22 protein-coding genes are annotated in these 22,917 nt (G+C 66.1%); 13 read left to right on the forward strand and 9 right to left on the reverse strand.

Translation table 11 applies throughout. The features are described from left to right. Nucleotides 1–2 precede the first annotated feature (2 nt). On the reverse strand, nt 3–203 hold the full coding sequence (gene thiS / locus AQ619_RS09160; protein ID WP_062146565.1) for a sulfur carrier protein ThiS: 201 nt from the start codon (nt 201–203) through the stop codon (nt 3–5). Between the two features lie 78 nt (nt 204–281). Between thiS and aroQ the strand changes: the two genes are divergently transcribed. From aroQ to aat, 4 genes are read left to right on the forward strand one after another with little or no spacing between them, the layout of a single operon-like run. Next, on the forward strand, nt 282–725 hold the full coding sequence (gene aroQ, locus AQ619_RS09165; protein WP_062146567.1) for a type II 3-dehydroquinate dehydratase: 444 nt from the start codon (nt 282–284) through the stop codon (nt 723–725). Nucleotides 726–779: 54 nt separating this feature from the next. After that, a complete protein-coding gene (gene accB / locus AQ619_RS09170; RefSeq protein ID WP_062146569.1) occupies nt 780–1,301 on the forward strand; it encodes an acetyl-CoA carboxylase biotin carboxyl carrier protein in 522 nt (173 codons plus the stop codon). 5 nt (nt 1,302–1,306) lie between these two features. Further along, nucleotides 1,307–2,650 (forward strand): acetyl-CoA carboxylase biotin carboxylase subunit, encoded by a 1,344-nt coding sequence (gene accC, locus AQ619_RS09175; protein WP_062146571.1) that lies wholly within the window; start codon nt 1,307–1,309, stop codon nt 2,648–2,650. A 19-nt stretch (nt 2,651–2,669) separates the two neighbouring features. Continuing rightward, complete coding sequence (aat, locus tag AQ619_RS09180; protein WP_062146573.1) at nt 2,670–3,320, forward strand: leucyl/phenylalanyl-tRNA--protein transferase; 651 nt, start codon at nt 2,670–2,672, stop codon at nt 3,318–3,320. Here the strand turns inward: aat and AQ619_RS09185 are convergent. Next, nucleotides 3,257–3,865, reverse strand: coding sequence for a DUF2155 domain-containing protein (locus AQ619_RS09185; RefSeq protein ID WP_062146575.1), 609 nt, complete (start codon nt 3,863–3,865; stop codon nt 3,257–3,259). The genes aat and AQ619_RS09185 overlap by 64 nt on opposite strands. 5 nt (nt 3,866–3,870) lie before the next feature. Then, a complete protein-coding gene (locus tag AQ619_RS09190; RefSeq protein WP_062146577.1) occupies nt 3,871–4,266 on the reverse strand; it encodes an NADH:ubiquinone oxidoreductase subunit NDUFA12 in 396 nt (131 codons plus the stop codon). A gap of 218 nt (nt 4,267–4,484) precedes the next feature. On the opposite strand from AQ619_RS09190, the gene AQ619_RS09195 reads away from it, so the two are divergent. The 3 genes from AQ619_RS09195 to AQ619_RS09205 all read left to right on the forward strand — a co-directional run bounded on the left by AQ619_RS09195 (nt 4,485) and on the right by AQ619_RS09205 (nt 8,823). Then, on the forward strand, nt 4,485–7,190 hold the full coding sequence (locus tag AQ619_RS09195; RefSeq protein ID WP_062146579.1) for a TSCPD domain-containing protein: 2,706 nt from the start codon (nt 4,485–4,487) through the stop codon (nt 7,188–7,190). Nucleotides 7,191–7,275: 85 nt separating this feature from the next. Continuing rightward, nucleotides 7,276–7,779: a pentapeptide repeat-containing protein gene (locus tag AQ619_RS09200; protein ID WP_062146581.1), complete on the forward strand. Its 504-nt coding sequence runs from the start codon at nt 7,276–7,278 to the stop codon at nt 7,777–7,779. Nucleotides 7,780–7,872: 93 nt separating this feature from the next. Further along, nucleotides 7,873–8,823, forward strand: a complete 951-nt coding sequence (locus AQ619_RS09205; protein WP_062146583.1) for a pentapeptide repeat-containing protein — start codon at nt 7,873–7,875, stop codon at nt 8,821–8,823. Nucleotides 8,824–8,888: 65 nt separating this feature from the next. Here the strand turns inward: AQ619_RS09205 and aspS are convergent, their stop codons facing one another. Then, complete coding sequence (gene aspS, locus AQ619_RS09210; RefSeq protein ID WP_166504197.1) at nt 8,889–10,727, reverse strand: aspartate--tRNA ligase; 1,839 nt, start codon at nt 10,725–10,727, stop codon at nt 8,889–8,891. 267 nt (nt 10,728–10,994) lie between these two features. Between aspS and AQ619_RS09215 the strand changes: the two genes are divergently transcribed. Both AQ619_RS09215 and AQ619_RS09220 read left to right on the forward strand, forming a co-directional pair. After that, a complete protein-coding gene (locus tag AQ619_RS09215) occupies nt 10,995–11,426 on the forward strand; it encodes a hypothetical protein (protein ID WP_062146585.1) in 432 nt (143 codons plus the stop codon). 289 nt (nt 11,427–11,715) lie between these two features. Continuing rightward, nucleotides 11,716–13,989 carry a DEAD/DEAH box helicase gene (locus AQ619_RS09220; RefSeq protein ID WP_062146587.1) on the forward strand — a complete coding sequence of 758 codons (2,274 nt, stop codon included), beginning with the start codon at nt 11,716–11,718 and terminating at the stop codon, nt 13,987–13,989. Nucleotides 13,990–14,133: 144 nt separating this feature from the next. Here AQ619_RS09220 and AQ619_RS09225 read toward each other — a convergent pair whose 3' ends face one another. After that, nucleotides 14,134–15,315 (reverse strand): BaiN/RdsA family NAD(P)/FAD-dependent oxidoreductase, encoded by a 1,182-nt coding sequence (locus AQ619_RS09225; protein WP_062151482.1) that lies wholly within the window; start codon nt 15,313–15,315, stop codon nt 14,134–14,136. Between the two features lie 106 nt (nt 15,316–15,421). Here AQ619_RS09225 and AQ619_RS09230 point away from each other — a divergent pair, with 106 nt between their 5' ends. Then, nucleotides 15,422–16,759: an Hsp70 family protein gene (locus AQ619_RS09230; RefSeq protein WP_062146589.1), complete on the forward strand. Its 1,338-nt coding sequence runs from the start codon at nt 15,422–15,424 to the stop codon at nt 16,757–16,759. 147 nt (nt 16,760–16,906) lie between these two features. Then, on the forward strand, nt 16,907–18,505 hold the full coding sequence (locus AQ619_RS09235) for a hypothetical protein (RefSeq protein WP_062146591.1): 1,599 nt from the start codon (nt 16,907–16,909) through the stop codon (nt 18,503–18,505). On the opposite strand, the gene AQ619_RS09240 is transcribed toward AQ619_RS09235, so the two are convergent. Next, complete coding sequence (locus AQ619_RS09240) at nt 18,502–19,413, reverse strand: LysR family transcriptional regulator (RefSeq protein WP_062146593.1); 912 nt, start codon at nt 19,411–19,413, stop codon at nt 18,502–18,504. The genes AQ619_RS09235 and AQ619_RS09240 overlap by 4 nt on opposite strands. 116 nt (nt 19,414–19,529) lie before the next feature. Between AQ619_RS09240 and AQ619_RS09245 the strand changes: the two genes are divergently transcribed. Both AQ619_RS09245 and wrbA read left to right on the forward strand, forming a co-directional pair. After that, complete coding sequence (locus tag AQ619_RS09245; protein WP_062146595.1) at nt 19,530–20,228, forward strand: pirin family protein; 699 nt, start codon at nt 19,530–19,532, stop codon at nt 20,226–20,228. 89 nt (nt 20,229–20,317) lie between these two features. Beyond that, entirely contained in the window at nt 20,318–20,917 is a 600-nt protein-coding gene (gene wrbA / locus AQ619_RS09250) for an NAD(P)H:quinone oxidoreductase (protein ID WP_062146597.1), read from the forward strand. A 51-nt stretch (nt 20,918–20,968) separates the two neighbouring features. On the opposite strand, the gene AQ619_RS09255 is transcribed toward wrbA, so the two are convergent. The 3 genes from AQ619_RS09255 to AQ619_RS09265 all read right to left on the reverse strand — a co-directional run bounded on the left by AQ619_RS09255 (nt 20,969) and on the right by AQ619_RS09265 (nt 22,875). After that, entirely contained in the window at nt 20,969–21,898 is a 930-nt protein-coding gene (locus AQ619_RS09255) for a DUF4861 family protein (protein WP_062146599.1), read from the reverse strand. Nucleotides 21,899–21,927: 29 nt separating this feature from the next. Further along, nucleotides 21,928–22,401 carry a heme-binding protein gene (locus AQ619_RS09260; protein WP_062146601.1) on the reverse strand — a complete coding sequence of 158 codons (474 nt, stop codon included), beginning with the start codon at nt 22,399–22,401 and terminating at the stop codon, nt 21,928–21,930. A 114-nt stretch (nt 22,402–22,515) separates the two neighbouring features. Next, nucleotides 22,516–22,875 carry a hypothetical protein gene (locus AQ619_RS09265; RefSeq protein ID WP_062146603.1) on the reverse strand — a complete coding sequence of 120 codons (360 nt, stop codon included), beginning with the start codon at nt 22,873–22,875 and terminating at the stop codon, nt 22,516–22,518. Nucleotides 22,876–22,917 lie beyond the last annotated feature (42 nt).

Genomic DNA, 22,917 nt, shown 5'->3' on the forward strand with positions numbered 1-22,917 from the left:
GGTCAGCCGCCGCCGATAAATGTCACGATCTCGATGCGATCGCCGTCCGACAGGGCCGTTTCGCCATAGGTCGATCGCGGCACGATCTCGAGATTGCGTTCCACAGCGACCTTGCGGGCGTCGAGACCCAGGACTTGAACGAGATCTGCGACGCTGGAAACGTCAGCGATGTCTCGCTCGTCGCCATTCAGAAAAAGCCTCATCTCACCTCCTGCGCGAGCGCTGCTTGTGACCCGGCGGAACCGGCTATACAAGACCTTCGGAATCGACGGCGGAGCCGAATGGTAAAACCGATCCATGTGCTGAGCGGCCCCAATCTCAACTTGTTGGGAACGCGTGAGCCCGAGATCTATGGCAAGGACACGCTGGACGATGTCCGGGCGCGCTGCGAGGCGCGTGCGGCAACGCATGGCCATTCGGTGGTCTTCCTTCAGTCCAACCACGAGGGCCAGTTGATCGACTGGGTCCAGGAGGCGCGTGTGTCGGCTTCCGCCCTGATCCTCAATCCGGCTGGCTACGGCCACACCTCGATTGCCTTGCTGGATGCCCTCAAGACCTTGAGCATCCCGGTGATCGAGTGCCACCTGTCCAACCCGGCGGCCAGGGAGGAATTCCGCCGCCATACGTATGTCTCGCTGGCAGCCACGGGGATCGTCTCCGGCTTCGGCGCGGCGAGTTATGAACTGGCGATCGAGGCCGCTATCGGCCTGATCGGCGCGAACTAGGTCCTGCCCGCCGCTAGGTCAAACCCTGCGGGCCACGAGAACAAGGTAGCTTCAATGTCCAATTCCAAGGCTTCCGCCGATCCGGTCGAAACTCCGTCGATCGACGCCCGCCTGGTCCGCAAACTGGCGGACATCCTGAAGGACACCGGCCTGAGCGAAATCGAGGTCGAGCACGCCGGACTGAAGATCCGGGTCGCGCGCGAACTGACCGTAGCCGCCTCGGCCACAACCTATGTCCAGGCCCCGCAAGCCTATGCGCCGCAACCTGCGCCGGCACCTATGGCTGGAGCGGCTCCGGTCGCTGAAGCGCCCGCCGCAGCCGCGCCCGCCGCACGCGCCGCCGGCGATCTGGTCAAGTCGCCGATGGTCGGCACCGTCTACATGTCGCCGCAGCCCGGCGCGGACGCCTTCATCAAGGTCGGTGACACGGTCGCAGCGGGCCAGACCCTGCTGATCGTCGAGGCCATGAAGACGATGAACCCGATCTCGGCCCCGAAGGCCGGCAAGGTCGTCGAGATCCTCGTCGGTGACGCCCAGCCCGTCGAGTTCGGCGAACCCCTCGTCGTCATCGAGTAACGATCATGTTTGACAAGATTCTGATCGCGAACCGGGGCGAGATCGCGCTCCGGGTTCACCGCGCCTGCAAGGAAATGGGCATCGCCACTGTGGCGGTCCACTCCGAGGCCGACTCCAACTCCATGTGGGTGCGCCTGGCCGACGAAAGCGTCTGCATCGGCCCCGCCCCCGCCGCCAAGAGCTACCTGAACATCCCGTCGATCATCGCCGCTTGCGAGATCACCGGCGCCCAGGCGGTCCACCCCGGCTACGGCTTCCTCTCCGAGAACGCCCGCTTCGCCGAGATCGTGGGCGCACACGGCTTCACCTTCATCGGTCCCAAGCCGGAACATATCCGGATGATGGGCGACAAGATCACCGCCAAGCAGGCCGTGAAGGACGCCGGCATCCCCGTCGTTCCCGGTTCCGACGGCGGCGTGGCGACCGAGGAAGAGGCCTTTGCGGCCGCCGACCTGATCGGCTTCCCCGTGCTGATCAAGGCCGCCTCCGGCGGCGGCGGTCGCGGCATGAAGGTCGCCCAGACGCGTGAGGATCTGGCCGAAGCGGTTTCGACCGCCCGCTCGGAAGCCCGTGCGGCCTTCGGCGACGACACGGTCTATATGGAGCGCTACCTCCAGAAGCCGCGCCACATCGAGATCCAGGTCATCGCCGACAGCCACGGCAATGTCGTGCACCTGGGCGAACGCGACTGTTCGCTGCAGCGCCGCCACCAGAAGGTTCTGGAAGAAGCCCCCTCGCCCGCCCTCGGCGCCGCCGATCGCGCCAAGATCGGCAAGATCGTCGTCGATGCGGTCAAGGCCATCGGCTATCTCGGCGTCGGCACCATCGAGTTCCTGTGGGAGAACGGCGAGTTCTTCTTCATCGAGATGAACACCCGCCTGCAGGTCGAACATCCGGTCACCGAGGCCATCACCGGCATCGACCTGGTCCGCGAGCAGATCCGCATCGCCGCAGGCCTGCCCCTGTCCTTCACCCAGGCCGACGTGGTGTTCGAAGGCCACGCCATCGAGTGCCGGATCAATGCCGAGAACGCCCGGACCTTCACGCCCTCGCCGGGCACCATCACCGACTTCCACGCCCCCGGCGGCCTGGGCGTTCGCCTGGATTCGGCGATCTATACCGGCTACGCGATCCCGCCCTATTACGACAGCCTGATCGGCAAGCTGATCGTCCATGGCCGCGACCGTCAGGAATGCATTGCCCGCCTGAGGCGCTGCCTGGGCGAGATGGTCGTCGGCGGTATCGAAACCACGATCCCGCTGTTCCAGGACCTGCTGGTCCAGCCAGACATCCTGGCGGGCGACTACGACATCCACTGGCTGGAGCGCTGGATCAAGGCGCAGGGCTAGGGCTGGCGAAGGCGCGCGGATGGACGCCTTCACAGTCGATGATCTGATCCGATGCTACGAGCGCGGCGTCTTTCCGATGGCGGACGCGCGTGAGGATGACAGCATCTTCCTGATCGACCCGGAGCGACGGGGCGTGTTGCCGCTTGAGGGCGTCCACATCCCCCGTCGCCTCGCGAGGACGGTTCGTTCGGATCTCTTCCAGGTCCGGATCGACAGCGCCTTCGATGGCGTCGTTGAGGCCTGCGCGGCCTCCCGTCCCGGCCGGCTGGAAACCTGGATCAATGCCCCGATCCAGCAGATGTATGGGGCGCTGTTTGCCCGTGGCCTGGCCCACTCCGTCGAATGCTGGCGGGAGGGTCGGATGGTCGGAGGTCTCTACGGCGTCGCCTTGGGCGCGGCCTTTTTCGGCGAAAGCATGTTTTCGACCGAACGCGACGCCAGCAAGGTGGCGCTGGCCCATCTGACGGCGCGGCTGAAGTTCGGCGGCTACACGCTGCTCGACACCCAGTTCATCACCGACCATCTGCAGCAGTTCGGAGCCGTCGAAATTCCGAGAGCAGACTACCGGCGGCGTCTCAGGAGCGCCTTGCCGGGCCTGGCCGACTTCTACCGCTTCTCGGCGGGCGCAACCGGCGCGGAGGTCTTGCAGGCGATCAGCCAGGCGTCATAGACGGGATGCTGCAACGGGTTCATGCCCGGCGAATTGGCGTACATCCAGCCCTTGTAGACCTGGCGCCCGGGAGGGGCGACCCGACCGGCCACAGCCTTGGGCTGGGTATCCACCAGGACATAGGCCGTGGATTCCGGAGCCACTTCGTCGGAGGCCGAGGTCTCGCAAGCCCGCACCGTGAAGATCAGCGTCTTGTACCGGATGGGCTGGCCGACCGGGGCCTCGAACCGCATGGTTTCGGTGGTCACCTTGTCGAGCGCCTGCAGAATGGCGACGTTCGAACGCGCCCGCTTGGCTGGCTCGAGCGGTTTGGCCGCTGTTGCTGGCTTGACGACGGCGGGCTTGGCGACCGGTTGTTCTTCTACGGCATCGCTTTGAACGACGGGCGTTGCCGGCCGCGGCTGGACCGAGTCCGGTGCCGGAGCAACGGGGGCCGACGGGGCCTGCAGGGCTACAGGGGCGGTCGATTGACGCGCGGACACGCCGCCAACAGCCGTCAGGCTAAGGGCCAGCACGACCAGGCCGAGTTTCGCCCTGCGGGTCATCGGACCTATTCCGGCTTCCAGGGCTGGTAGTCGCTCGTCGCTACGGCGCGCTCTCCGCCCCGCGACAGGGAGCCCTTTGGACGCCAGGCGTGGACGGTCCCGGTCAGGTTGGGGATGTGATCCTTTTCCCAGCTGCGACGCGGCAGCGGGTTCGTGGTCGGCGGCTCATCGAAGGTATAGTGCAACCAGCCGCTCCATTCGGCCGGCACCTTCGAAGCCTCGGCATAACCGTCATAGATCACCCAGCGGCGCTTGTGGCTGTCATAGCTGTCGCTGGCGTCACGGGCTTCGAAATAGCGATTGCCGAAATCGTCCTGACCCACGAACACGCCGCGACGGCCAATGTGGAAGCGCTGACCGAGGGTCGCGCCATTCCACCACGTGAAGATCGCTTTCAGCACTACTTCTGCACCCGAGTTTGCAAGGCCTTCATGGTCGCGCCGAGCACGACGAAGCGCACGGACTATAGGCCGCGCAGCTTCTAGCGTCCAGCTTCTGACCGGGCGATGGCAATTCAACATCTTGTGGATGGTATGCAACTGGACCCCCACATCTATTGAAGCGCCGCGGACCTCGATCTAGATTGTCGGCCTCTTGGCGCTCAGCCGCGGAATCGCCCATGCGCAGTCAGTCCGGAATTGTCGATCAACCTTACCGGGCGGAACGACGCGAGCTTGAGCGCTGCAACGGCGTCGTTGAGGTCCTCGCACCCTCCACCTGGACCGATGCTCGGGTCGAAGCCTGGCTGGATTGGTTCGGTGAACCCCAGGCGGCAGACGAACTCTTGGGAGGCGGGCCGGCCCGCTATGCCGAAGGTCTCGCCAAGGCGGGCCTGGCCAAGGGCCTGTTCGCCGATCCTGCGGATGCCGGCGCGTTCCAGGACGCACTGCTGACGACCATGCTCAGCGGCCTGGCGACGCCAGGCTCGGCCGGGTTGGCCCTGACGCCCCTGCCAGACATCGCCGAGATCGAATTTCGCCACGCCGCCGAAGCCCAGCTGGGGCGCCTGAGAAGCCATGCCCTGGCCAGCAGGGCCGCCGAACGGCTGGACGCTGCCCTTGCCCAGGTTGGAGACACCGTCCAGCGCTGCCATGGCGACGCCAAGGCCTGCGCAGATCCCCGCAAGAACAGCGCCCTCGCCCGCGCCGCCCGCCGGGCCCGCGACCTTGGGGCCGATGACCGGATGATCTCCGAAGCCATCGCCCTAGCCGGCGCCAGCCGGACACCGCTGCTTGATCACAGCGCGCCGCCGAAAATCTCGATGGTGGCGTCTGGCTCGCGCGCCACCGTTTCTGCCGGCGATGACAATGCCAGTTTCGCCGCCCAGATCGGCTGGGAAACCAGTGCCCTGACCCTGGCCCTATCCCTGGAAGACACCGAAGTCCTGGTCCGCGGGAGCGGGTTTGGTGCAGTGATCGATGCCTGCGCCTTTCAGAAGGACGTCGGCTTCGACATCCAGGGCTTCACCTATGCCGTTCACATCTGGGCGACGGCGCTGGAAATCGAGCGCGGGGAACAGCCCGCAAGGCTCGGCCTGGCCGGCGTCGGCGACTGGCTGCTGACCCAGGGCCTGTCCCTGGCGAGCAGTGACGGTCGCGACGGTGCCGCAGCCCTCTGGGCGCTGACCGTCGGTGCCGCCCTGTCCGCCAGTGCGGAAGCCGCTGCAAGCCTGGGGGCCGAACCGGCCTTCATCCAGGATCGGCAGATTGTCCTGCGCGGTCTCGCCGAGCGACGGGTACGGGCAGCCGCCCTGCGTTCACCCCTGGCCTCGGAAGCGGCCACGGCCCTGGCCATGGCCCACGGCCTGGCCAAGAAGCATGGACTGCGGTCCTGCGCCCTGATCTCGGCTTTCGAGGACCCCGAAGCGGCCCTTCGACTGGGTAGTCGCCCAACGGGCTGGGCGGGTGTCGCATCGCCGGTATCCGTCACCCAGACCGCGGATGGCCTGCTCGTGCCCGCATTCAGCGCTGCCGCCTTCGGATGCCTGTCCGGGGCCAAGGCCGATATAGACGCCGCGCGCCGCCATGCCCTCGGCCATGGATCTCTGATCGACTCTCCGGCCATCGACCACGCTGTCCTGCAGGCGCGAGGCTTTACATCCCACGAGATCGAACAGGTCGAGGACGCTCTGAGATCGGCCAACGGGCTTCGGCAGGCCTTTGCGCCGGCTATCGTCGGGGCCGGATTCCTGAGCGACGTCCTCGGTGCGCCATCCCGCGCCCTGGCCCAGGCCGATTTCGATACCCTGGCCTTTGCTGGCTTTTCGCCGGCCGAGATCCTCACCGCGGAGCACCATGCCCTCGGTACCGGCCGACTGGCCGACTGCGAGGCCCTCAGCCCCGAAATCCGTGCCGTCTTTCTCTCCGCCGAAGCGCCGGTCCTGGCCGATCGCCTGGCCATGGTGGTGGCCGTGGAGACCTTCGCCTGCCTGCCGGTACCGGTCGAGCTGCACCTGCCCTTCGACTCCCGGCCGGCGGATGGTGCACGCCTGCAGGCCGCAGCCGCCCGCGCCGGGGTACGCGCCCTTCGCCTGCAACGGGCCGAGCCGCCGGCCAGCTTCAAGCTGGACCTGCCGGAAGAACCCGTCGAGACGCCGCGACCGGCGGCTCGCGAACCCATCGTCACAGAGCGGGTCATTGAGAAGATCGTCGAGCGTGACCGCTCCCGCCGCAAGCTTCCGGACCGCCGCAAGGGCTATATCCAGAAGGCGGCCGTCGGGGGTCACAAGGTCTATCTGCATACCGGCGAGTATGACGATGGCGAGGTCGGCGAGATCTTCATCGACATGCACAAGGAAGGCGCCGCCTTCCGCAGCCTGATGAACAACTTTGCCATCGCCGTGTCGCTGGGCCTGCAGCATGGCGTGCCTCTGGACGAATTTGTCGATGCCTTTGTCTTCACGCGCTTTGAGCCGGCCGGACCGGTAACGGGCAACGACTCCATCAAGTCGGCGACCTCGATCCTCGACTATGTCTTCCGCGAACTCGGCGTTTCCTATCTCGGCCGGGACGACCTCGCCAATGCTGACCCGCAGGAGTTCAATGCGGACGGCCTGGGCCACGGCAAGGCCGACGCTCCCGAGGCTGCGGCCGAGCCCCTGCCCGCCAGCAAGTTCATCTCCAAGGGCTTCTCGCGTGGCGCGGCCACAGACAACCTTGTCTTCCTGCCGTTTGGTGGGCGCAAGCTCGAGGACAGTGGACGGGCCGCCAGCAGCGAAGCCGACTTCTGCCCGGCCTGCGGCGACATCGCCCTGACACAGCGCGGTGCCATCACGGTCTGTGACAGCTGCGGGACCCAGTCCAACCGCTCTGAGCCGGCCAGCTGATCCTCGCCGGGTGTCCCTGTTCGTCTGGCCTTAAGGTTGCTGAGCCATGGTCCTAGCGCCTTTACCCGCCAGGATGCGTTCCAGAATGACACCGATCGCCCGCCTTGCCGCCCTTGTCCTCAGCCTTGCCACTGTGGCGAGCGCCCAGCCTGTGCTGGCCCAGAACGCCGGTCAGATCGCCAAGGTGCGCAAGGGTGCCAGTTGCCCGGGTTGCAATCTCTTTCAGGCGGACCTTACCGGCCTGACCCTGCGCGGTCTCAATCTGTCCGGAGCACGACTGCGCCAGGCCGAGCTCTCCACGGTCGTCATGAACCGCACCCGTTTCGCGAGGGCGGATCTTCGCGATGCCAATGCCTATGGCGGCGTATTCAGCGGAGCCAGCTTTGCCGGGGCGGATCTGACCAATGCCAGCTTTGTCGGCACCTACCTTGCGGGGGCCAATTTCACCGGGGCCAATCTGGGTGGTGTCAATTTCTCGGGGGCCGAAATGAACCGCGCCCTGGGACTGACCCAGGCCCAGCTGAACCGGGCCTGCGGCGATCCCGCCACCCGTTTACCGCGTGGCCTTACCCTTCCCGGTTGCCGTTAAGGTCCTGTCATTACGGCGATTTAAGTGGCGCCGGGCGGCTCCCGGCCCCAAATCGTATCCATGCCGTCGCGTACTGACGGGTAGGAGAACATCATGTCCCGCATGGGCGTTTCACTCGCGGTTCTGACCCTGGCCCTTTCGACCCTGGCCGGACAGGCCCAAGCCGGTCCTGAGGACAAGGACGTCGCTCGGCTGGTGTCGTTCGGCGGCATGTGCGTCAGCTGCGAGCTGTCGGGCCGCAAGCTGACCGGTGCCAAGTTCACCGGTGCCAATTTTGACCGCGCGATCCTGATTGGCGCGGACCTCCGGGGTGCAGCCTTCTACGGCTCCAACTTCTCAGGTGCGGATCTGAGCCGTGCCGATCTTCGCGGGGCCGAGATGCGGGGTGCCAATTTCGTCAATGCCAACTTTTCCGATGCCCGCCTGTCGGGCGTGGAAAGCAGCGGCGCAAACCTGGCCAATGCCAATCTCAGCCGCGCCGACTTCTCATCATCTGAACTGCACGGTGCCAACATGGTCGGGGCCAATCTCGGCAAGGCCAACTTCTCCAGTGCGGAACTGACAGGGGCAAACCTGATGTCGGTCAATGCCCGCGGAGCCGATTTCCGGAACGCCGAGCTCAATGCCGCCAACCTGACCGGCGGCCGGTTCGACCAGACCGACCTGCGGGGCGTGGAGATGACCGGGGCAACCCTGCGCGGCGCGATCTTCCATGGTGCCGATTTCCGTGGCGCGGACCTGTCGGGCGCGTCACTGGGCGGCGCGGACCTGTCCAATGCGAAAGGTCTGGACCAGGATCAGCTGGACGAGGCCTGCGGGGACAGCTCGACCCGACTGCCGCGCGGACTGACGGTACGTGCCTGCCGTGGCGAGCGGCGGCAGATCCGCGTGATGGTCGACTTTCAGCGGGCCAAGGCCGAGGCCGAGGCTCAGCGCGCCGCCGCCGAAGGGCAACGGGCGGCCGCAGAGGCCCAGCGCGCGGCTCAGGCTGCAATCCCCAAGCCGCCCAAGCCGCCAGCACCGCCCAAGCCCCCCAAGTACTAGCCGCAAAATCAAAAGGCCCTGGTCTCACGACCAGGGCCTTTTTCATTCAAGCGAAGGGCTGGAAACTAGACCTTGATCGGCGGTGCCGAACGGATGTGCAGTTCCTTGTACTGCCGGTCCTGGGCTTCAGCCGGGGCATTCATCAGCAGATCCTGGCCCTGCTGGTTCAGCGGGAAGGCGATGACCTCGCGGATGGCGACCTGCTCGGCGAGCAGCATGACGATGCGGTCGATGCCGGGGGCCAGACCGCCGTGCGGGGGAGCCCCGAAGCGGAAGGCGTTCAGCATTCCGCCAAACTGCTCCTCGACAACCTCGGCGCCATAGCCGGCGGTCTCGAAGGCCTTGAGCATGATCTCGGGCTTGTGGTTCCGGATCGCGCCCGAGCACAGCTCGTAGCCATTGCAGACGATGTCGTACTGATAGGCGCGGATGGTCAGCGGGTCCTGGGTCTCCAGGGCCTCAAGACCGCCCTGTGGCATCGAGAACGGGTTGTGCGAGAAGTCGACGCGCTTCTCGTCCTCGTTCCACTCGAACATCGGGAAGTCGACGATCCAGCAGAACTTGAACTGCTCTTCGTCCACCAGCTTCAGCTCGGTCCCGACGCGGGTGCGCGCCAGACCAGCGAACTTGGCGAAGACAGCCGGATCGCCAGCCACGAAGAAGGCGGCGTCGCCGTTCTTCAGGCCGAGGCTCTCCATCAGGGCCGAGACTGGCTCCCCGAGGTTCTTGGCGATCGGGCCACCCCAGCCGCCCTGGTCTTCCGACCAGAAGACATAGCCAAGGCCGGGCTGGCCTTCGCCCTGGGCCCAGCTGTTCATGCGGTCGCAGAAGGCGCGGCTGCCGCCGGTCGGTGCGGGAATGGCCCACACCTTGTTCTTGGCATCAGCGCCGAGGATCTTGGCGAACAGGCCAAAACCGCCGTCGCGGAAATGTTCGGAGACATCCTGCATCTTGATCGGGTTGCGCAGGTCAGGCTTGTCGCTGCCGTACCAGGCCATCGACTGGGCATAGGTCAGGCGCTCAAAACCCTTGTGCTCCAGCGACGCGCCGAAATCGTTGGTGAAGGTATGGGTGCCCGAGATCGGCGAGACCGGCTTGCCGCCCGAGAATTCCTCGAACACGCCGTGCATCACCGGCTCGATGGCCGCGAACACGTCTTCCTGGGTGACGAAGCTCATCTCGACGTCGAGCTGGTAGAATTCCAGCGAGCGGTCGGCGCGCAGGTCTTCGTCGCGGAAGCACGGGGCGATCTGGAAGTAGCGGTCGAAGCCCGAGACCATCAGCAGCTGCTTGAACTGCTGCGGGGCCTGAGGCAGGGCGTAGAACTTGCCAGGATGCAGACGCGACGGCACCAGGAAGTCGCGTGCGCCTTCCGGCGATGAGGCCGTCAGGATCGGGGTCTGATACTCAAGGAAACCCTGCTCGACCATGCGGTGACGGATCGAGTGGATCACCTTGCTGCGCAGCACGATGTTCTTGTGCAGGGTCTCGCGGCGCAGATCCAGATAGCGGTGCTTGAGGCGGATTTCTTCGGGATAGTCCGGCTCGCCGAACACCGGCAGCGGCAGCTCGGCGGCTTCCGAAAGCACTTCCACGGCGGTGACGTGGATCTCGATCTCGCCGGTCGGCAGGTTGGGATTTACCGCCGCGGCGTCGCGGGCCAGCACCTTGCCATCCACCTTGATCACGCTCTCGGCGCGCAGGCGCTCGACGATGGCGAAGCCGGGCGTTTCGGGATGCAGGACCAGTTGGGTCAGGCCGTAGTGATCGCGCAGGTCGATAAAGACCAGGCCACCATGGTCGCGCTTGCGATGGATCCAGCCTGAGACCCGGACATCGGCGCCGGTGTCGGAAGCCCGAAGGGCGCCGCAGGTGTGGGTGCGGTAGGCGTGCATCGTGGTCATGACTAAGTCTTCGAAAGTCGCGGGAACGCGTTGATTTGCAAGGCGCGGAAAGGCGCATGGGGGGGCGTTGATGTCAAGGATTCTGAGGTTTCACCCATGATCCTTTCCCTCTGAAATCACGAGCTCGCGCGTTGGCGGGGGCCTGGCCTGTTCCGCATGCAGGCCCACCGAACGGCCCCTTGGCGCCTGAAAAGCTCGGCATTGACTTCCCGAATTACCGCCGTAATTCTAGCTAATCTTACAACGGTAATTCAATTGGAGAATTCCATGCGCCTCATTGCCCTGTCAGCTGCCGCAACGTTCCCATTGGCCACGCCGGCACTGGCCGCTCCCGCAGCCGAACACCTGACCCTAGTCGAGGTCTTCGGTCATGCCGCCCTGCCCGTCCAACTGATCATGCTGCTGCTGGTGGCCTCCACCCTTTGCGCTCCGGTCCTGCTGAGCCTTGACCGGTCCGCAGCCCTTTCCGCCCTCGCCAGGGGCGCGCCGTTGCTCGCCGGTGCCGCCAGCCTGTTTACCCTGCTCGCTGGTGCTGTCGGGATCGCCAATAGTCCGACGGTTCCCAGCCTGACGGTACTGGCACCGGGCTTTGCGGAAATGCTGCTCCTGCTCGTCCTGGGCCTGCTGGCCACCTTCTCGGCGGTCGTCTGTCGCGAGTTGGCCACGGAGCGTACACGGGCCCTGCCCTCTGCCGACTAGCCACCGTCATGGCGCGGGGTCGTTCGGTCCCGGTCTCGCGCCCCTCACACCTGCGGCGAATCCGCCGCACCTGGTGAGAATTGCCGCCTCGCCCTTGCAATCCCGACTGTTTTAGCCTCCTTAAGCGGCCAATCGGACCTCTTTTCGCCCGCGCCTCATCGGCAAGGCGGCCAAAAAGGTCTATATTTCAGAAGATAAGACCAAGAACACGGTCCATTTGGGGGTCGTATTTGGTCGTGGCGCGGGCCGCACGTGTGTGTGCCGTCCGCTTGAACCGAATTGGACCTATATGCCCTTCCCCGCCTCCCACCCCGCTCTTGAGCGGGCTCTTGCTGCTCAGGGTTATGCTGAGCCCACCCCCGTCCAGGCCGCCGTGCTGGAAGCCGATGCCGAAGGCCGCGACCTGCTGGTCAGCGCCCAGACCGGCTCCGGCAAGACCGTTGCCTTCGGCCTGGCCGCCGCACCCACCCTGCTCGGCGATGCCGAAGTCCTGGGCAAGGCCGGCGCGCCCATGTGCCTGGTCATCGCCCCCACACGCGAACTGGCCATCCAGGTCAATCGCGAGCTGGCCTGGCTCTATGCCGAGGCCAAGGCCGTGGTCGTCAACTGCGTCGGCGGCATGGATGCCCGCCGCGAGCAACGCGCCCTGAATTTCGGGGCCCACATCGTGGTCGGCACGCCTGGCCGACTGCGGGACCATATCGAGCGGGGCCACCTTGACCTGTCGGAGCTGAAGGTCGCCGTCCTCGATGAGGCCGACGAGATGCTCGACATGGGCTTCCGCGAAGACCTCGAGTTCATCCTCGACGCCGCACCCAAGGAACGCCGCACCCTGCTGTTCTCGGCCACCCTGGCACGTGAGATCGTGCAACTGGCCAAGAGCTATCAGAACGACGCCCTGCGCATCGACACCGTCGGCCGCAATGAGCCGCACCGCGACATTGAGTATCGCGCCGTGCGGGTTGCCCCCAACGAGATCGAGCATGCGATCGTCAACCTGCTGCGCTATTTCGAAAGCCCCGGCGCCCTGGTGTTCTGCAACACCCGCGAAAGCGTCCGCGCCATGCACAGCAAGCTGCGCGAGCGCGGCTTCGCCGTGGTCGGCCTGTCGGGCGAGCTGTCGCAACGTGAACGCGCCGACGCCCTGCAGGCCCTGCGCGACGGTCACGCCCGCGTCTGCGTCGCCACCGAAGTCGCCGCGCGCGGACTGGACCTTCCCGATCTGGGCCTGGTCATCCACGCCGAACTGCCGGTCAACAAGGCCACCCTGCTTCACCGTTCGGGCCGCACCGGCCGGGCCGGCAAGAAGGGCGTCTCGGCCCTGGTCGTGCCCTATACCCGTCGCCGCAAGGCCGAGCAGCTGCTGATGGCCGCCGGCGTCGAAGGCCACTGGGGCGGTGCCCCGACCGCCGACGAGATCCGCATCAAGGACACCGAGCGTCTGCTCGACGATCCGATCTTCGACGAGGCCGTGGTCGAAGAAGACACCGCCCTGGCCGAGGCCATGCTGGCCAAGCGTACGCCGCTTGAGATCGCCGCCGCCCTGATCCGCACCCGCCGCGCCAAGCTGCCGGCGCCGGAAGAGATCTATGATGACCCGCGCCACGGGGCCGATCCGGGCCCGCGTAGCCGCGAGCCCCGCGAGTTCGGCCAGGACCGCGACTTCGGTGGCGACCGTCCCGAACGCGAGCCACGGGCCGACATGAACGGTGCCGAATGGTTCCGCCTCAATACCGGCCGTCGCAACAACGCGGACCCCAAGTGGCTGATCCCGTTGATCTGTCGTCTGGGCCACGTGACCAAGAAGGACATCGGTTCGATCCGGATCTTCGACTACGACACCAAGTTCGAGATCTCGGCCGAGGCTGCGGTGAAGTTCGGCGCTGCGGTGCAGGCTACCGTCCGTGACGACGTCGCCATCACTCCGACCGCAGCTCCGGCCGCTCGCGATGCCGGTCCGCGCAAGGACTATGCGCCGCGTCCGCCTCGCGACGACGCCGCGCCCCGCGAGTTCAAGCCACGTCCGCCTCGCGATGAAGCGCCGCGTTCGCCGCGCGCCAATGCGCCCGGCTCGCGCGATCACACGCCGCGCCCCTCGACCTATAGCGATGACGGCTTCAGCACCGCCAAGCCTTATGGCAAGGGCGAAGAGCCGAAGGGCGACTACAAGGCTCGCCCCCCTCGCGATCGCGACAATGCCGCTCCGCGTGAGTTCAAGCCCCGTGCAGAATTCAAGCGCGACGCTGCCCCGCGCGACTTCAAGCCCCGCGCGCCCCGGGATGACGCGCCGCGTCCGTACTCGCCGGCCGACAGCGAAGGTGGTGCCAAGCGCGCCTACAAGCCGCGCGCCGAAGGCCGGGATGATGCTCCCAAGCGCGACTTCAAGCACCGTTCCGGCGCTGCACCCAAGGCGTTCGGCGAGAAGGCCTCCGGCCCGCAGACGACCTATTCGCCCAAGCCCCGCGGCGAGGGTCCCGCCAAGCCGTTCAAGGGCCCCAAGCCCTTCAAGGCCAAGGGTTTCGACGGCGGCAAGCCGGCCGGTAAGCCGTTCAAGAAGAAGTAGTTGTGGATTGAAAATCCTCCCCCTAGCGGGGGAGGTGTCCGCGAAGCGGTCGGAGGGGGGGAGTTCTGTTGGCGCATTGCCGGCCACCCCCTCCGGCCCTTTCGGGCCGCCTCCCCTTCAGGGGGAGGACTTGCGCTTCTCGCGCTAAACCGCCTGGCCGGCGCTCCAGCCCGAGGCCCAGGCCCACTGGAAATTGAAGCCGCCCAGCCAGCCGGTGACGTCCACGACCTCGCCGATGAAATAGAGCCCAGGGACGTCCTTGGCCTGCATGGTCCGCGAGTCCAGATCGTTGGTGTCCACGCCGCCCAGCGTTACTTCCGCCGTGCGATAGCCTTCCGAGCCAACGGGCTTGAAGGTCCAGGCATTCACGGCAGCCGCCAGCCTGCCGAGCACCTTGTCGGAACAGTCGGCGATATTGCCCTGGGCGCCTTCGTCGTCAGAGACGATCTGGGCCACCCGTTGCGGCAGGAAGCTCGCCATCACCGTCGACACCGCCCGCTTCGGCGTCGCGGTGCGCGCCGCCTTCAGGGCCGCCAGGGCGTCAACGCCGGGGGCCATGTCGACCCGGATCTCGTCGCCTTCCCGCCAGTAGGACGAAATCTGCAGGATCGACGGACCGGACAGCCCCCTGTGGGTGAACAGCATGCCTTCCTGGAACTTCGTCTTGCCGTGGGCCACGACGGCGTCGAGCGCCACGCCTGACAGGGGAACCAGACGCTCCAGGGCCCGGACCTCGAAGGTCAGGGGCACAAGGGCCGGTCGGGTCTCGACGAGGCCGACCCGGAGCTGCCTGGCGATCTCGTAGCCGAAGCCCGTCGCGCCCATCTTCGGGATGGACTTGCCGCCACAGGCCACGACCAGCGACTGACAGCGGACATTGGCCCCGCTGGACAGGGCCAGTTCGAAACCCCCGTCGATCCTGGCGATACGGTCGACGCCGGTCTCCAGCCGCAGCTCGCAGCGGGCGGCCTCCATCTCGGTCAGCAGCATGGTGACGATCTGCTTGGCCGAGCCGTCGCAGAAGAGCTGGCCCAGGGTCTTTTCGTGAAAGGCGATGGCGTGCTTCTGGACCAGGCTGATGAAGTCTTTCGGGGTGTACCGACGCAGGGCCGAGACGCAGAACTTCGGATTGGCCGACAGGAAGTTGGCCGGAGCGGTGTGGATATTGGTGAAATTGCAGCGTCCACCGCCGCTGATGCGGATCTTCTCGCCAGGAGCCTTGGCGTGATCGACCACCAGCACCGAGCGGCCACGCTTGCCCGCCTCGATCGCGCACATCATGCCGGCTGCGCCGGCCCCGATCACCAAGACATCGAACTGTTCCATCGCGTTCTTCCATAGGACGCGCTCTGCGAAGTCAATCATGCCCTTGAACCGGTGCCCGCCAGCCGCTACGACGCACGCCCCCCGCATCCGCAGATTGGCCCCGCCCATGACGTCCGTCGTCCCGCCGACGATCGGCATCGATTTTGGCACCACCAATACCGTCGTCTCGATGACGTACGGCGATGGCCCTGCACGCCTGGTCCGTTTTCCGACCACCGAGGGCGACCTGTTTGCCTTCCGGTCGGCCTTGAGCTTCCACAATCTCCAGGGACAGGGCGGCGAGGCCAATGAGAGGGTGGTCGAGGCCGGCCCCTGGGCGATCGAGGCCTATCTGGAAGATCCGCTGGAAACGCGGTTCATCCAGTCGTTCAAGAGCTTCGCGGCCAGCGCTGCCTTTACCGAGACCCGGATCCTCAACAAACGCTATCTGTTCGAGGACCTGCTGGCCGCCTTCCTGTTGAAGGTGCGCGAGCATGCGGGCGAGGCCATGGCCGACCTGCCGCCCCGGGTTATCGTCGGACGCCCGGTCACCTTTGCAGGCGGAAATCCTGATGAGGCCCTGGCCCTGCAGCGCTACGAGGCGGCCTTTGCGCGGCTGGGCTTCACTGACATCCGCTATGCCTATGAGCCCGTCGGCGCGGCCTTCTTTTTCGCTCGCCAGTTGAAACAGGACGCCACTGTGCTGGTCGCCGACTTCGGCGGCGGCACCAGCGACTTTTCTCTTGTCCGGTTCGAGCGCGAGTCCGACGGCACCCTGCGCTCGACGCCACTCAGCCATTCCGGCGTCGGCGTGGCCGGCGACGCCTTCGACTACCGCATCATCGACCAACTGGTGTCGCCCGCCCTCGGCAAGGGCTCGCTCTATCGTGCCTTCGATAACCGCCTGCCGATCCCGCAGCGCTACTATACGGCCTTCGCCCGATGGGATCAGTTGGCCCTGCTGCGCGCCTCGCGCGACATGCGCGACATCCGCTCGCTGGAAAAGACCGCCCTGGAGCCGGAAAAGATCAGCCGCCTGATCGAGGTCCTGGACGACAATCACGGCTACGCCCTCTACCGCGCAGTATCGGGCCTGAAGGAAGCGCTTTCAGCCCGTGACCGCGCGACCTTCCGCTTCGAGGCCGGCTCGATCCTGATCGAACAGGAGGTCGAGCGGACCAGCTTCCAAGGCTGGATCGCCCCGGAACTGACGGCCATCGAGACCGCGGTTGACCAGGCCCTGGCCCGCGCCAACCTGCCGCCCCAACAGGTCGACCGCGTCTTCCTGACCGGCGGCAGCTCGTTCGTGCCGGCCGTGCGGGAGATCTTCTATCGTCGCTTTGCAGCTGACCGGATCGAAAGCGGCGGCGAATTTGAGTCCATCGCCTCGGGTCTGGCCCTGATCGGCCGCGAAACCGACCTCGGACTGTGGACCATGCAGGCCGCCGTCAGTCCCGCTGCCTGATCTGCCGGGCCAAGGTCTCCGCTCCACTGCTCTACTTTGTCGCGTGGACCGAATCTCGCATTCGACCTAGCGTCAGGGTTAATCTTTTCGAAAGGCGAGCCGCGTCGCCGAAACGACAGGCCTGCGACTTCGGTCAGGACAAACCCTTTGCCGATCTCCTACCTCTCGGCCGCGCAGATCGCAGCGCTCCCGACGACGATCATCGATGATCTGTCGACGACGAAGCTCGCGACGCTCAGCAGCACCCAGGTGGGGGCTATCAGCGCCAGCGGCGTCGCCGTGCTCGATGCGACCCAGGTCGATGCGCTCTCGTCCACCCAGGTCAAAGGCCTTTCGGCCAGCCAGATCCCCAGTTTCGGCGCGGGCGTGGCCTTCAATGCCGACCAGCTGGCGGCATTCAGTGGTGAACTGGTCGGAGCCATGACCTCGACCCAGCTGGCCGGCCTCGATGCGGCAAAGCTGGATGCCCTGACCTCGACCCAGATCGGCGCGCTCTCGGCCACGCGCTTCTCCGGACTGAACGCCACCCAGGTCGCCTCGCTCGACGTCACCCAGATGACCGGTTTGACCGCCAGCCAGATGGCCGGTCTGTCGACGACCGACATTGGCGAGCTTGCGGCCAGCCAGATCGGCGGACTCGCGGCCAGCCAGATCGGAGCCCTGGAGGCAGCGGCTATCGCCGCCTTTGCCGCCGCCCAGCTGGCCGCCCTGTCGAGCACCCAGATCGGCGGCATGACCGCCGGCCAGATCAGCGCCCTGAGCGCCACCCAGATGGACGTGCTGGCGACCAGCCAGATCAGCGCCCTGTCGTCAGCCCAGGTCGCCGGTCTGAGCGGAACCCAGGTCGCGAGCCTGTCGGACACCAAGGTCGGGGTTCTGACCGCGACCCAGCTTGGCGGCCTGAATGCCGGCGGCCTTTCGGCCCTGACCGCCACCCAGGTGGCGGGGTTCAGCGCCAGCCAGGTCGGCGGCCTGACGACCACCCAGATCGCAAGCCTCAGCGCCACTGATTTTGCGGAGCTGACGCCGACCCAGGTGGGCGGGCTGACGGCCTCGCAGCTCGGCGCGCTGTCGACCACCAATCTCAATGCGCTGACCGGCACCCAGATCGGGGCACTCACCAGCACCCAGTTCGCCGGGCTGACGGCGACCCAGCTGGGCGGTCTTGGCTCGGGCGACTTTGCCGAGCTTTCGGCCACACAAGTCGCCAATCTGACCGCAAGCCAACTGGGCGGCCTCTCGAGCAGCAATTTTTCCGGTCTGAACGCCACCCAGGTCCAGGGCCTGTCGTCGACTCAGCTAGGCGGCCTGAGGGCAAGCCAACTGGGCGGCCTGAAAATCACCGACATTGGCGAGTTCTCGGCGACCCAGATCGGAAGCCTGACGGCCTCGCAAATGGGTGCCCTGTCCGTGACCAGTCTGGCGGCCCTGGATACCACCCAGATCGGGGCCATCAGCCCCACGGCCATGCGCGGCCTGACGGCCTATCAGGTGCGCAGCCTGACCCTCGACGACTTCAACAGCCTGAACGGCACACAGATCGCGGCCTTAAGTGCCGCGCAGGTCTCGGCCCTGTCGACCACCGTGATCGATGGCATGACCACAAACCAGATCGGCTATCTGACGCCGGATCAGATCCCTGGCCTGACCGGTACCCAGCTGGAGTGGCTGTCGACAACCAGCATCGCCGCCATGAGCCCGCTCCAGGTGGGTGCCTTCACGCCGGACCAGCTGGATTACCTCTAGCCTCGCTCCCTTTTCCCCCCAAGGGCGTAGGTGAGAAAGGCCGTCAGCGCTTCGACCCGCGCCGGTCTGGGGCCGCCAGGCGGCATGACCAGGTGGAGCGCGATGGGAGGCGGTGTCCAGTCCGGCATCACCGCCACAAGCCGGCCATCGGCCAGGGCCTCGCGCGCGATGAAATCGGGAAGAACCGCCAGGCCCAGTCCCGCCACCAGAGCGGGTAGGAGCGCGTCAGCATTGTTGACCCTGAGGGGACCAGCCGGGCGGACAGACGCCTCCTGCCCTGCCCCATTGACGAACCGCCAAGTGTCAGGGGTCGGAAGATAGGCATAGCCCAGGCAGCAGTGCTCGGCGAGATGCCCGGGATGGCTTGGCCGCCCCCTCTTCGCCAGATAGCTCGGCGCGGCCACGACGTGCCGCTTCACCGGCCGCAATCGGCGGGCCACGAGTGAAGAATCCGGCAGGTCCGCGATCCGCAGGGCTGCATCGAAGCCCATGCCGATCAGGTCGACCATGGCGTCGCTGAGATGCAGGTCGACGGAAACCTCCGGATAGGCCGTCAGGAACTGCGGCAGGACCGGAGCCACCTCGGCAAGCCCGAAAGACATCGGCACGGCCAGCCGCACGAGGCCCCGCGGCGCAGCTGACTGGGCCAGGGCGGCGTTCTCAGCGGCCTCGCCCTGGAGCAGGACCCGCGTCGCCGGCTCGACCAGACCCTGACCTGCATCGGTCAGGGCCAGGCGGCGTGAGGTCCGATTGAACAAGCGGGCACCCAGCCGCGTTTCCAGACGGGTGATTGCTTTCGAGACCGTCGCCTTCGACAGGCCCAGGTCATCGGCGGCCCCGGCAAAGGACCGCAGTTCCACCACCTTGGCAAAGATCGCCAAGCCTTCGAGGTCAGGCAGCTTGCTCATTTCGGAAACAATAGGTTTCTATAGTTTCTATTTCAGCCTCAATCCTGATCGCTATCTTCACCTCAAGCAAGGGGGTGTCGATGGCGACACCCCGAGGATCACAGAGGTTCAAGGTCATGATCGATCGCAGACCCTTCGACACGCTTGGCGGAGCCGACCATGGCTGGCTCAAGGCCAAGCACCATTTTTCGTTCGCCAGCTATTACGACCCCCGCAACATGAACTGGGGGGCCCTGCGGGTGTGGAACGATGACGAAATAGCCCCCAACACCGGCTTCCCGCCCCATCCGCACGCCGACATGGAAATCATCACCTATGTCCGGAGCGGTGCGATCACCCACCAGGACAACCTTGGCAATAAGGGACGCACCGAGGCGGGCGACGTCCAGGTCATGAGCGCCGGCACGGGGATCCGTCACTCCGAATACAATCTGGAGAGCGACACCACCCGCATCTTCCAGATCTGGATCGAACCAAACCGAACCGGCGGGGCCCCATCCTGGGGGGCCAAGCCCTTCCCCAAGGGCGAACGTTCCGGCCGGTTCGTGACCCTGGCCAGCGGTTTTGCCGAAGACAATGACGTCCTGCCGATCCGCACGGATGCCAGGGTCCTCGGCGCGACCCTGAAAGCCGGCGAGAGCACGACCTACGACCTGGGCAAGACGCGTCACGCCTATCTGGTGCCGGCAGTCGGTTCGGTCGAGGTCAACGGGGTGCGGCTGGACGCCCGCGACGGTGCGGCCATCACCGGTGAGGACGCTATCACCGTCACCGCCCTGGACGACGCTGAACTGGTTCTGGTCGACGCCGCCTAGGGCGTCACTTGCCTTCAATCCCCGGGCGAGACGGAACGCAAGGCTTCCCTCGCCCATTCCTCCCTCACCTTCCCCCCAAGGAGGCCATCATGGCCAAGGTTCTGGTGCTCTACTATTCGTCCTACGGCCATATCGAAACCATGGCCCGGGCCGTGGCCGACGGGGCCCGCGAGGCCGGCGCAACGGTCGATATCAAGCGCGTGCCCGAAACCGCTCCGCTGGCGGTGGCTCAAAACGCCCACTTCAAGCTCGACCAGGACGCGCCGATCGCCACGGTCGCCGAGCTGGCGGACTATGACGCCATCATTATCGGGACTGGCACGCGCTTTGGCCGGATGTCATCTCAGATGGCGGCCTTCCTGGATCAGGCCGGTGGCCTTTGGGCCCGCGGTGCCCTTAACGGCAAGGTCGGTGGCGCCTTCACCTCGACGGCGACGCAGCATGGCGGTCAGGAAACCACCCTGTTCTCGATCCTCACCAACCTTCTGCACTTTGGCATGGTGATCGTCGGGCTCGACTATGGCTTTGCCGGCCAGATGACTCTCGACGAAGTCACCGGCGGCAGCCCCTACGGTGCCACGACCATCGCCGGCGGCGACGGCTCGCGTCAGCCCAGCGAGAACGAACTGGCCGGTGCCCGCTATCAGGGCCGCAGGATCGCCGAGGCCGCGATCAAGCTGCACGGCTAAGTCACGGCGCTTGCCCCTCCCCGCTGCCTGGCAGTCCGGAGGGGCAAGACACTAGTGCGCCGGATCGAAGTCCGGGGCCTGGGCCTGGACATAGGCCTCCCACTCGGCCTGCGAATGGAAGTCGAGGCCTTTGTCCCAGGCCGCGCCCATATAGTAGACGAACGGCTTGCCGGGCTGGACCCGGATCAGGACCAGATAGTTGTCAAAGTCCTGCCGGACCTCAACGACCGATCGGGGATCGACCATCAGGGCGATACCCATCGTGCCCTTGTCGGGATCGGTCGGCTGCCAGTAGGACACCCGCCCCGGGGCCAGGTCCTTGACGAAGACGCCACTGCCGGTAGGTCCCTTGCGCTTGGCAATCCCGATACCCACCACCAGCGGCTCTGCGGTGTCCGAGCTGATGGTCGAGACCATCCGCGTGAAATTGGTTCCCATCGGCAGGGTGAAGGTCCGGGTCTCCCAGACCTTGCGGCCCACATCGACCGGCCACGGCGCATAGTCCACCTTGAACGCGGCGGTATCCGGCCCGTCCTTGAGGATCGCGTACGACTTCCAGTTTCGCGATACCCACAGCTTGTTGGCCGCCCAGACGCCCAGACCGCCCGCTCCGCGCGAGGTGTCGACGTTGTAGAAGTCCAGGCCCTCACCGTGGAAATCGTGCTGCTGGCCGGTCTTCAGCTGACGCGCCATAAACGGCCACCGCACAAACTTGCCCCAGGCGTCGATGCCCGAGGTCGACGGCGGCTCATAGACCTGCAGGGCGGGGCCATAGATGCGGTGGGCTGTGCGGTCGTTCTCCCAGAGAATGTCGTCATAGCGATAGGGGGCGTAAACGACCGTGGCGCGAGGCTTCTGTCCCTCAGCGTCGGGCTTCTCCATCTGGGAGGTCAGTTTCGGCGGGACCGGCACGCTCTGGGCCGCCGCCGCCAGCGGCAGAGCCAGCAGCCCGACCATCATCACCCATAGAGGTCTCGACATTTTTTGCTCCTTGAGCGGCGGGCGCAGGGTCAATGGACGTGATCGGCAAATCGCGCCAGCGCCGCCCTGGCACACTGATCGGCGATGTCATGGGGCGCGTCGGCGACAGCCAGGCCGCCCACCAGTCGGTCACCGACATGCAGGGGCAGAGAGCCGCCGTGCGCATTGAACCGCTCTGGCTCAGCGGCGATGCGGGCGGCAAAGGCCGCGTCTGTCTTCTCGCGCGGTTCCATCAAGCTGCCGGCTGTGTCGAAGAAGGCGGCGGTCGCGGCCTTGCGCGGCGCGGCCACCGGCGGCTTGGGGCTATCGGGGTGGCGAAGGATCACCAGGGCGACACCTTTGGCGTCGGCCACGCTGACACTGGCAGGGAAGCCACGCGTCGCACAGATGTCGAGGGCCGCTTGAGCCAGATCGATCGCCAATGGGAGGGTCAGATCGGACGCCATCGGCTTTGCTACCGGTGTCATCGCAAGGCCGACTCCGAACGCGAACATGGCCGACATTACGCTTCCTCCCAGAAGTCTTCCGGTCTGGATGCGCGAGTCCGCGCCGGATCGCCAGCAAAAAAGGGTCGGAGCCGCCGCGGCGTCGACTCGTGACGCGGCGGCCCCTCGTCCTTAGCGGCCGGCGACGATGGCCACCGTGATCGTCGAGCCATTGGGGCCAGGAGCAGTCCAGCTGTCGCCGACCTTCTTCTCGGCCGTCGGGCTGCAATTGGCCGCCATGCCGGCGGGCGGGGCCGGCTCGGTCTGGCTGAAGCAGGTGTTGCCGCCATCGATCTTCCAGGTGCCCTTGGACGAGGCACCATCGGGAGTCTTGGTCACGTAGGTCCCGTCAGCATCAATGTGCATCTTGGCCACTGCGCCATTGGGATAGGTGATCGTGACGGTGTTGCCATAGGCGCTGGCCATCGGATCGGCCAGGGCAGCGCCACTGATCCCCAGGGCCAGAACGGCCGCCATCATCAAGGTCCGCATAGGTGTTTCTCCCACTGTGCATGCCCCGTCTGCGCGGGGATG

The sequence above is a fragment of the Caulobacter henricii genome (assembly GCF_001414055.1).
GTDB lineage: Bacteria > Pseudomonadota > Alphaproteobacteria > Caulobacterales > Caulobacteraceae > Caulobacter > Caulobacter henricii.

Excerpts from the sequence above, each read along its gene's own strand:
- thiS (WP_062146565.1), bottom strand. The coding sequence starts at position 203 with ATGAGGCTTTTTCTGAATGGCGACGAGCGAGACATCGCTGACGTTTCC.
- aroQ (WP_062146567.1), top strand. The coding sequence starts at position 282 with ATGGTAAAACCGATCCATGTGCTGAGCGGCCCCAATCTCAACTTGTTG.
- accB (WP_062146569.1), top strand. The coding sequence starts at position 780 with ATGTCCAATTCCAAGGCTTCCGCCGATCCGGTCGAAACTCCGTCGATC.
- accC (WP_062146571.1), top strand. The coding sequence starts at position 1,307 with ATGTTTGACAAGATTCTGATCGCGAACCGGGGCGAGATCGCGCTCCGG.
- aat (WP_062146573.1), top strand. The coding sequence starts at position 2,670 with ATGGACGCCTTCACAGTCGATGATCTGATCCGATGCTACGAGCGCGGC.
- AQ619_RS09185 (WP_062146575.1), bottom strand. The coding sequence starts at position 3,865 with ATGACCCGCAGGGCGAAACTCGGCCTGGTCGTGCTGGCCCTTAGCCTG.
- AQ619_RS09195 (WP_062146579.1), top strand. The coding sequence starts at position 4,485 with ATGCGCAGTCAGTCCGGAATTGTCGATCAACCTTACCGGGCGGAACGA.
- AQ619_RS09200 (WP_062146581.1), top strand. The coding sequence starts at position 7,276 with ATGACACCGATCGCCCGCCTTGCCGCCCTTGTCCTCAGCCTTGCCACT.
- AQ619_RS09205 (WP_062146583.1), top strand. The coding sequence starts at position 7,873 with ATGTCCCGCATGGGCGTTTCACTCGCGGTTCTGACCCTGGCCCTTTCG.
- aspS (WP_166504197.1), bottom strand. The coding sequence starts at position 10,727 with ATGACCACGATGCACGCCTACCGCACCCACACCTGCGGCGCCCTTCGG.
- AQ619_RS09215 (WP_062146585.1), top strand. The coding sequence starts at position 10,995 with ATGCGCCTCATTGCCCTGTCAGCTGCCGCAACGTTCCCATTGGCCACG.
- AQ619_RS09220 (WP_062146587.1), top strand. The coding sequence starts at position 11,716 with ATGCCCTTCCCCGCCTCCCACCCCGCTCTTGAGCGGGCTCTTGCTGCT.
- AQ619_RS09225 (WP_062151482.1), bottom strand. The coding sequence starts at position 15,315 with ATGGAACAGTTCGATGTCTTGGTGATCGGGGCCGGCGCAGCCGGCATG.
- AQ619_RS09230 (WP_062146589.1), top strand. The coding sequence starts at position 15,422 with ATGACGTCCGTCGTCCCGCCGACGATCGGCATCGATTTTGGCACCACC.
- AQ619_RS09240 (WP_062146593.1), bottom strand. The coding sequence starts at position 19,413 with ATGAGCAAGCTGCCTGACCTCGAAGGCTTGGCGATCTTTGCCAAGGTG.
- AQ619_RS09245 (WP_062146595.1), top strand. The coding sequence starts at position 19,530 with ATGATCGATCGCAGACCCTTCGACACGCTTGGCGGAGCCGACCATGGC.
- wrbA (WP_062146597.1), top strand. The coding sequence starts at position 20,318 with ATGGCCAAGGTTCTGGTGCTCTACTATTCGTCCTACGGCCATATCGAA.
- AQ619_RS09255 (WP_062146599.1), bottom strand. The coding sequence starts at position 21,898 with ATGTCGAGACCTCTATGGGTGATGATGGTCGGGCTGCTGGCTCTGCCG.
- AQ619_RS09260 (WP_062146601.1), bottom strand. The coding sequence starts at position 22,401 with ATGTCGGCCATGTTCGCGTTCGGAGTCGGCCTTGCGATGACACCGGTA.
- AQ619_RS09265 (WP_062146603.1), bottom strand. The coding sequence starts at position 22,875 with ATGCGGACCTTGATGATGGCGGCCGTTCTGGCCCTGGGGATCAGTGGC.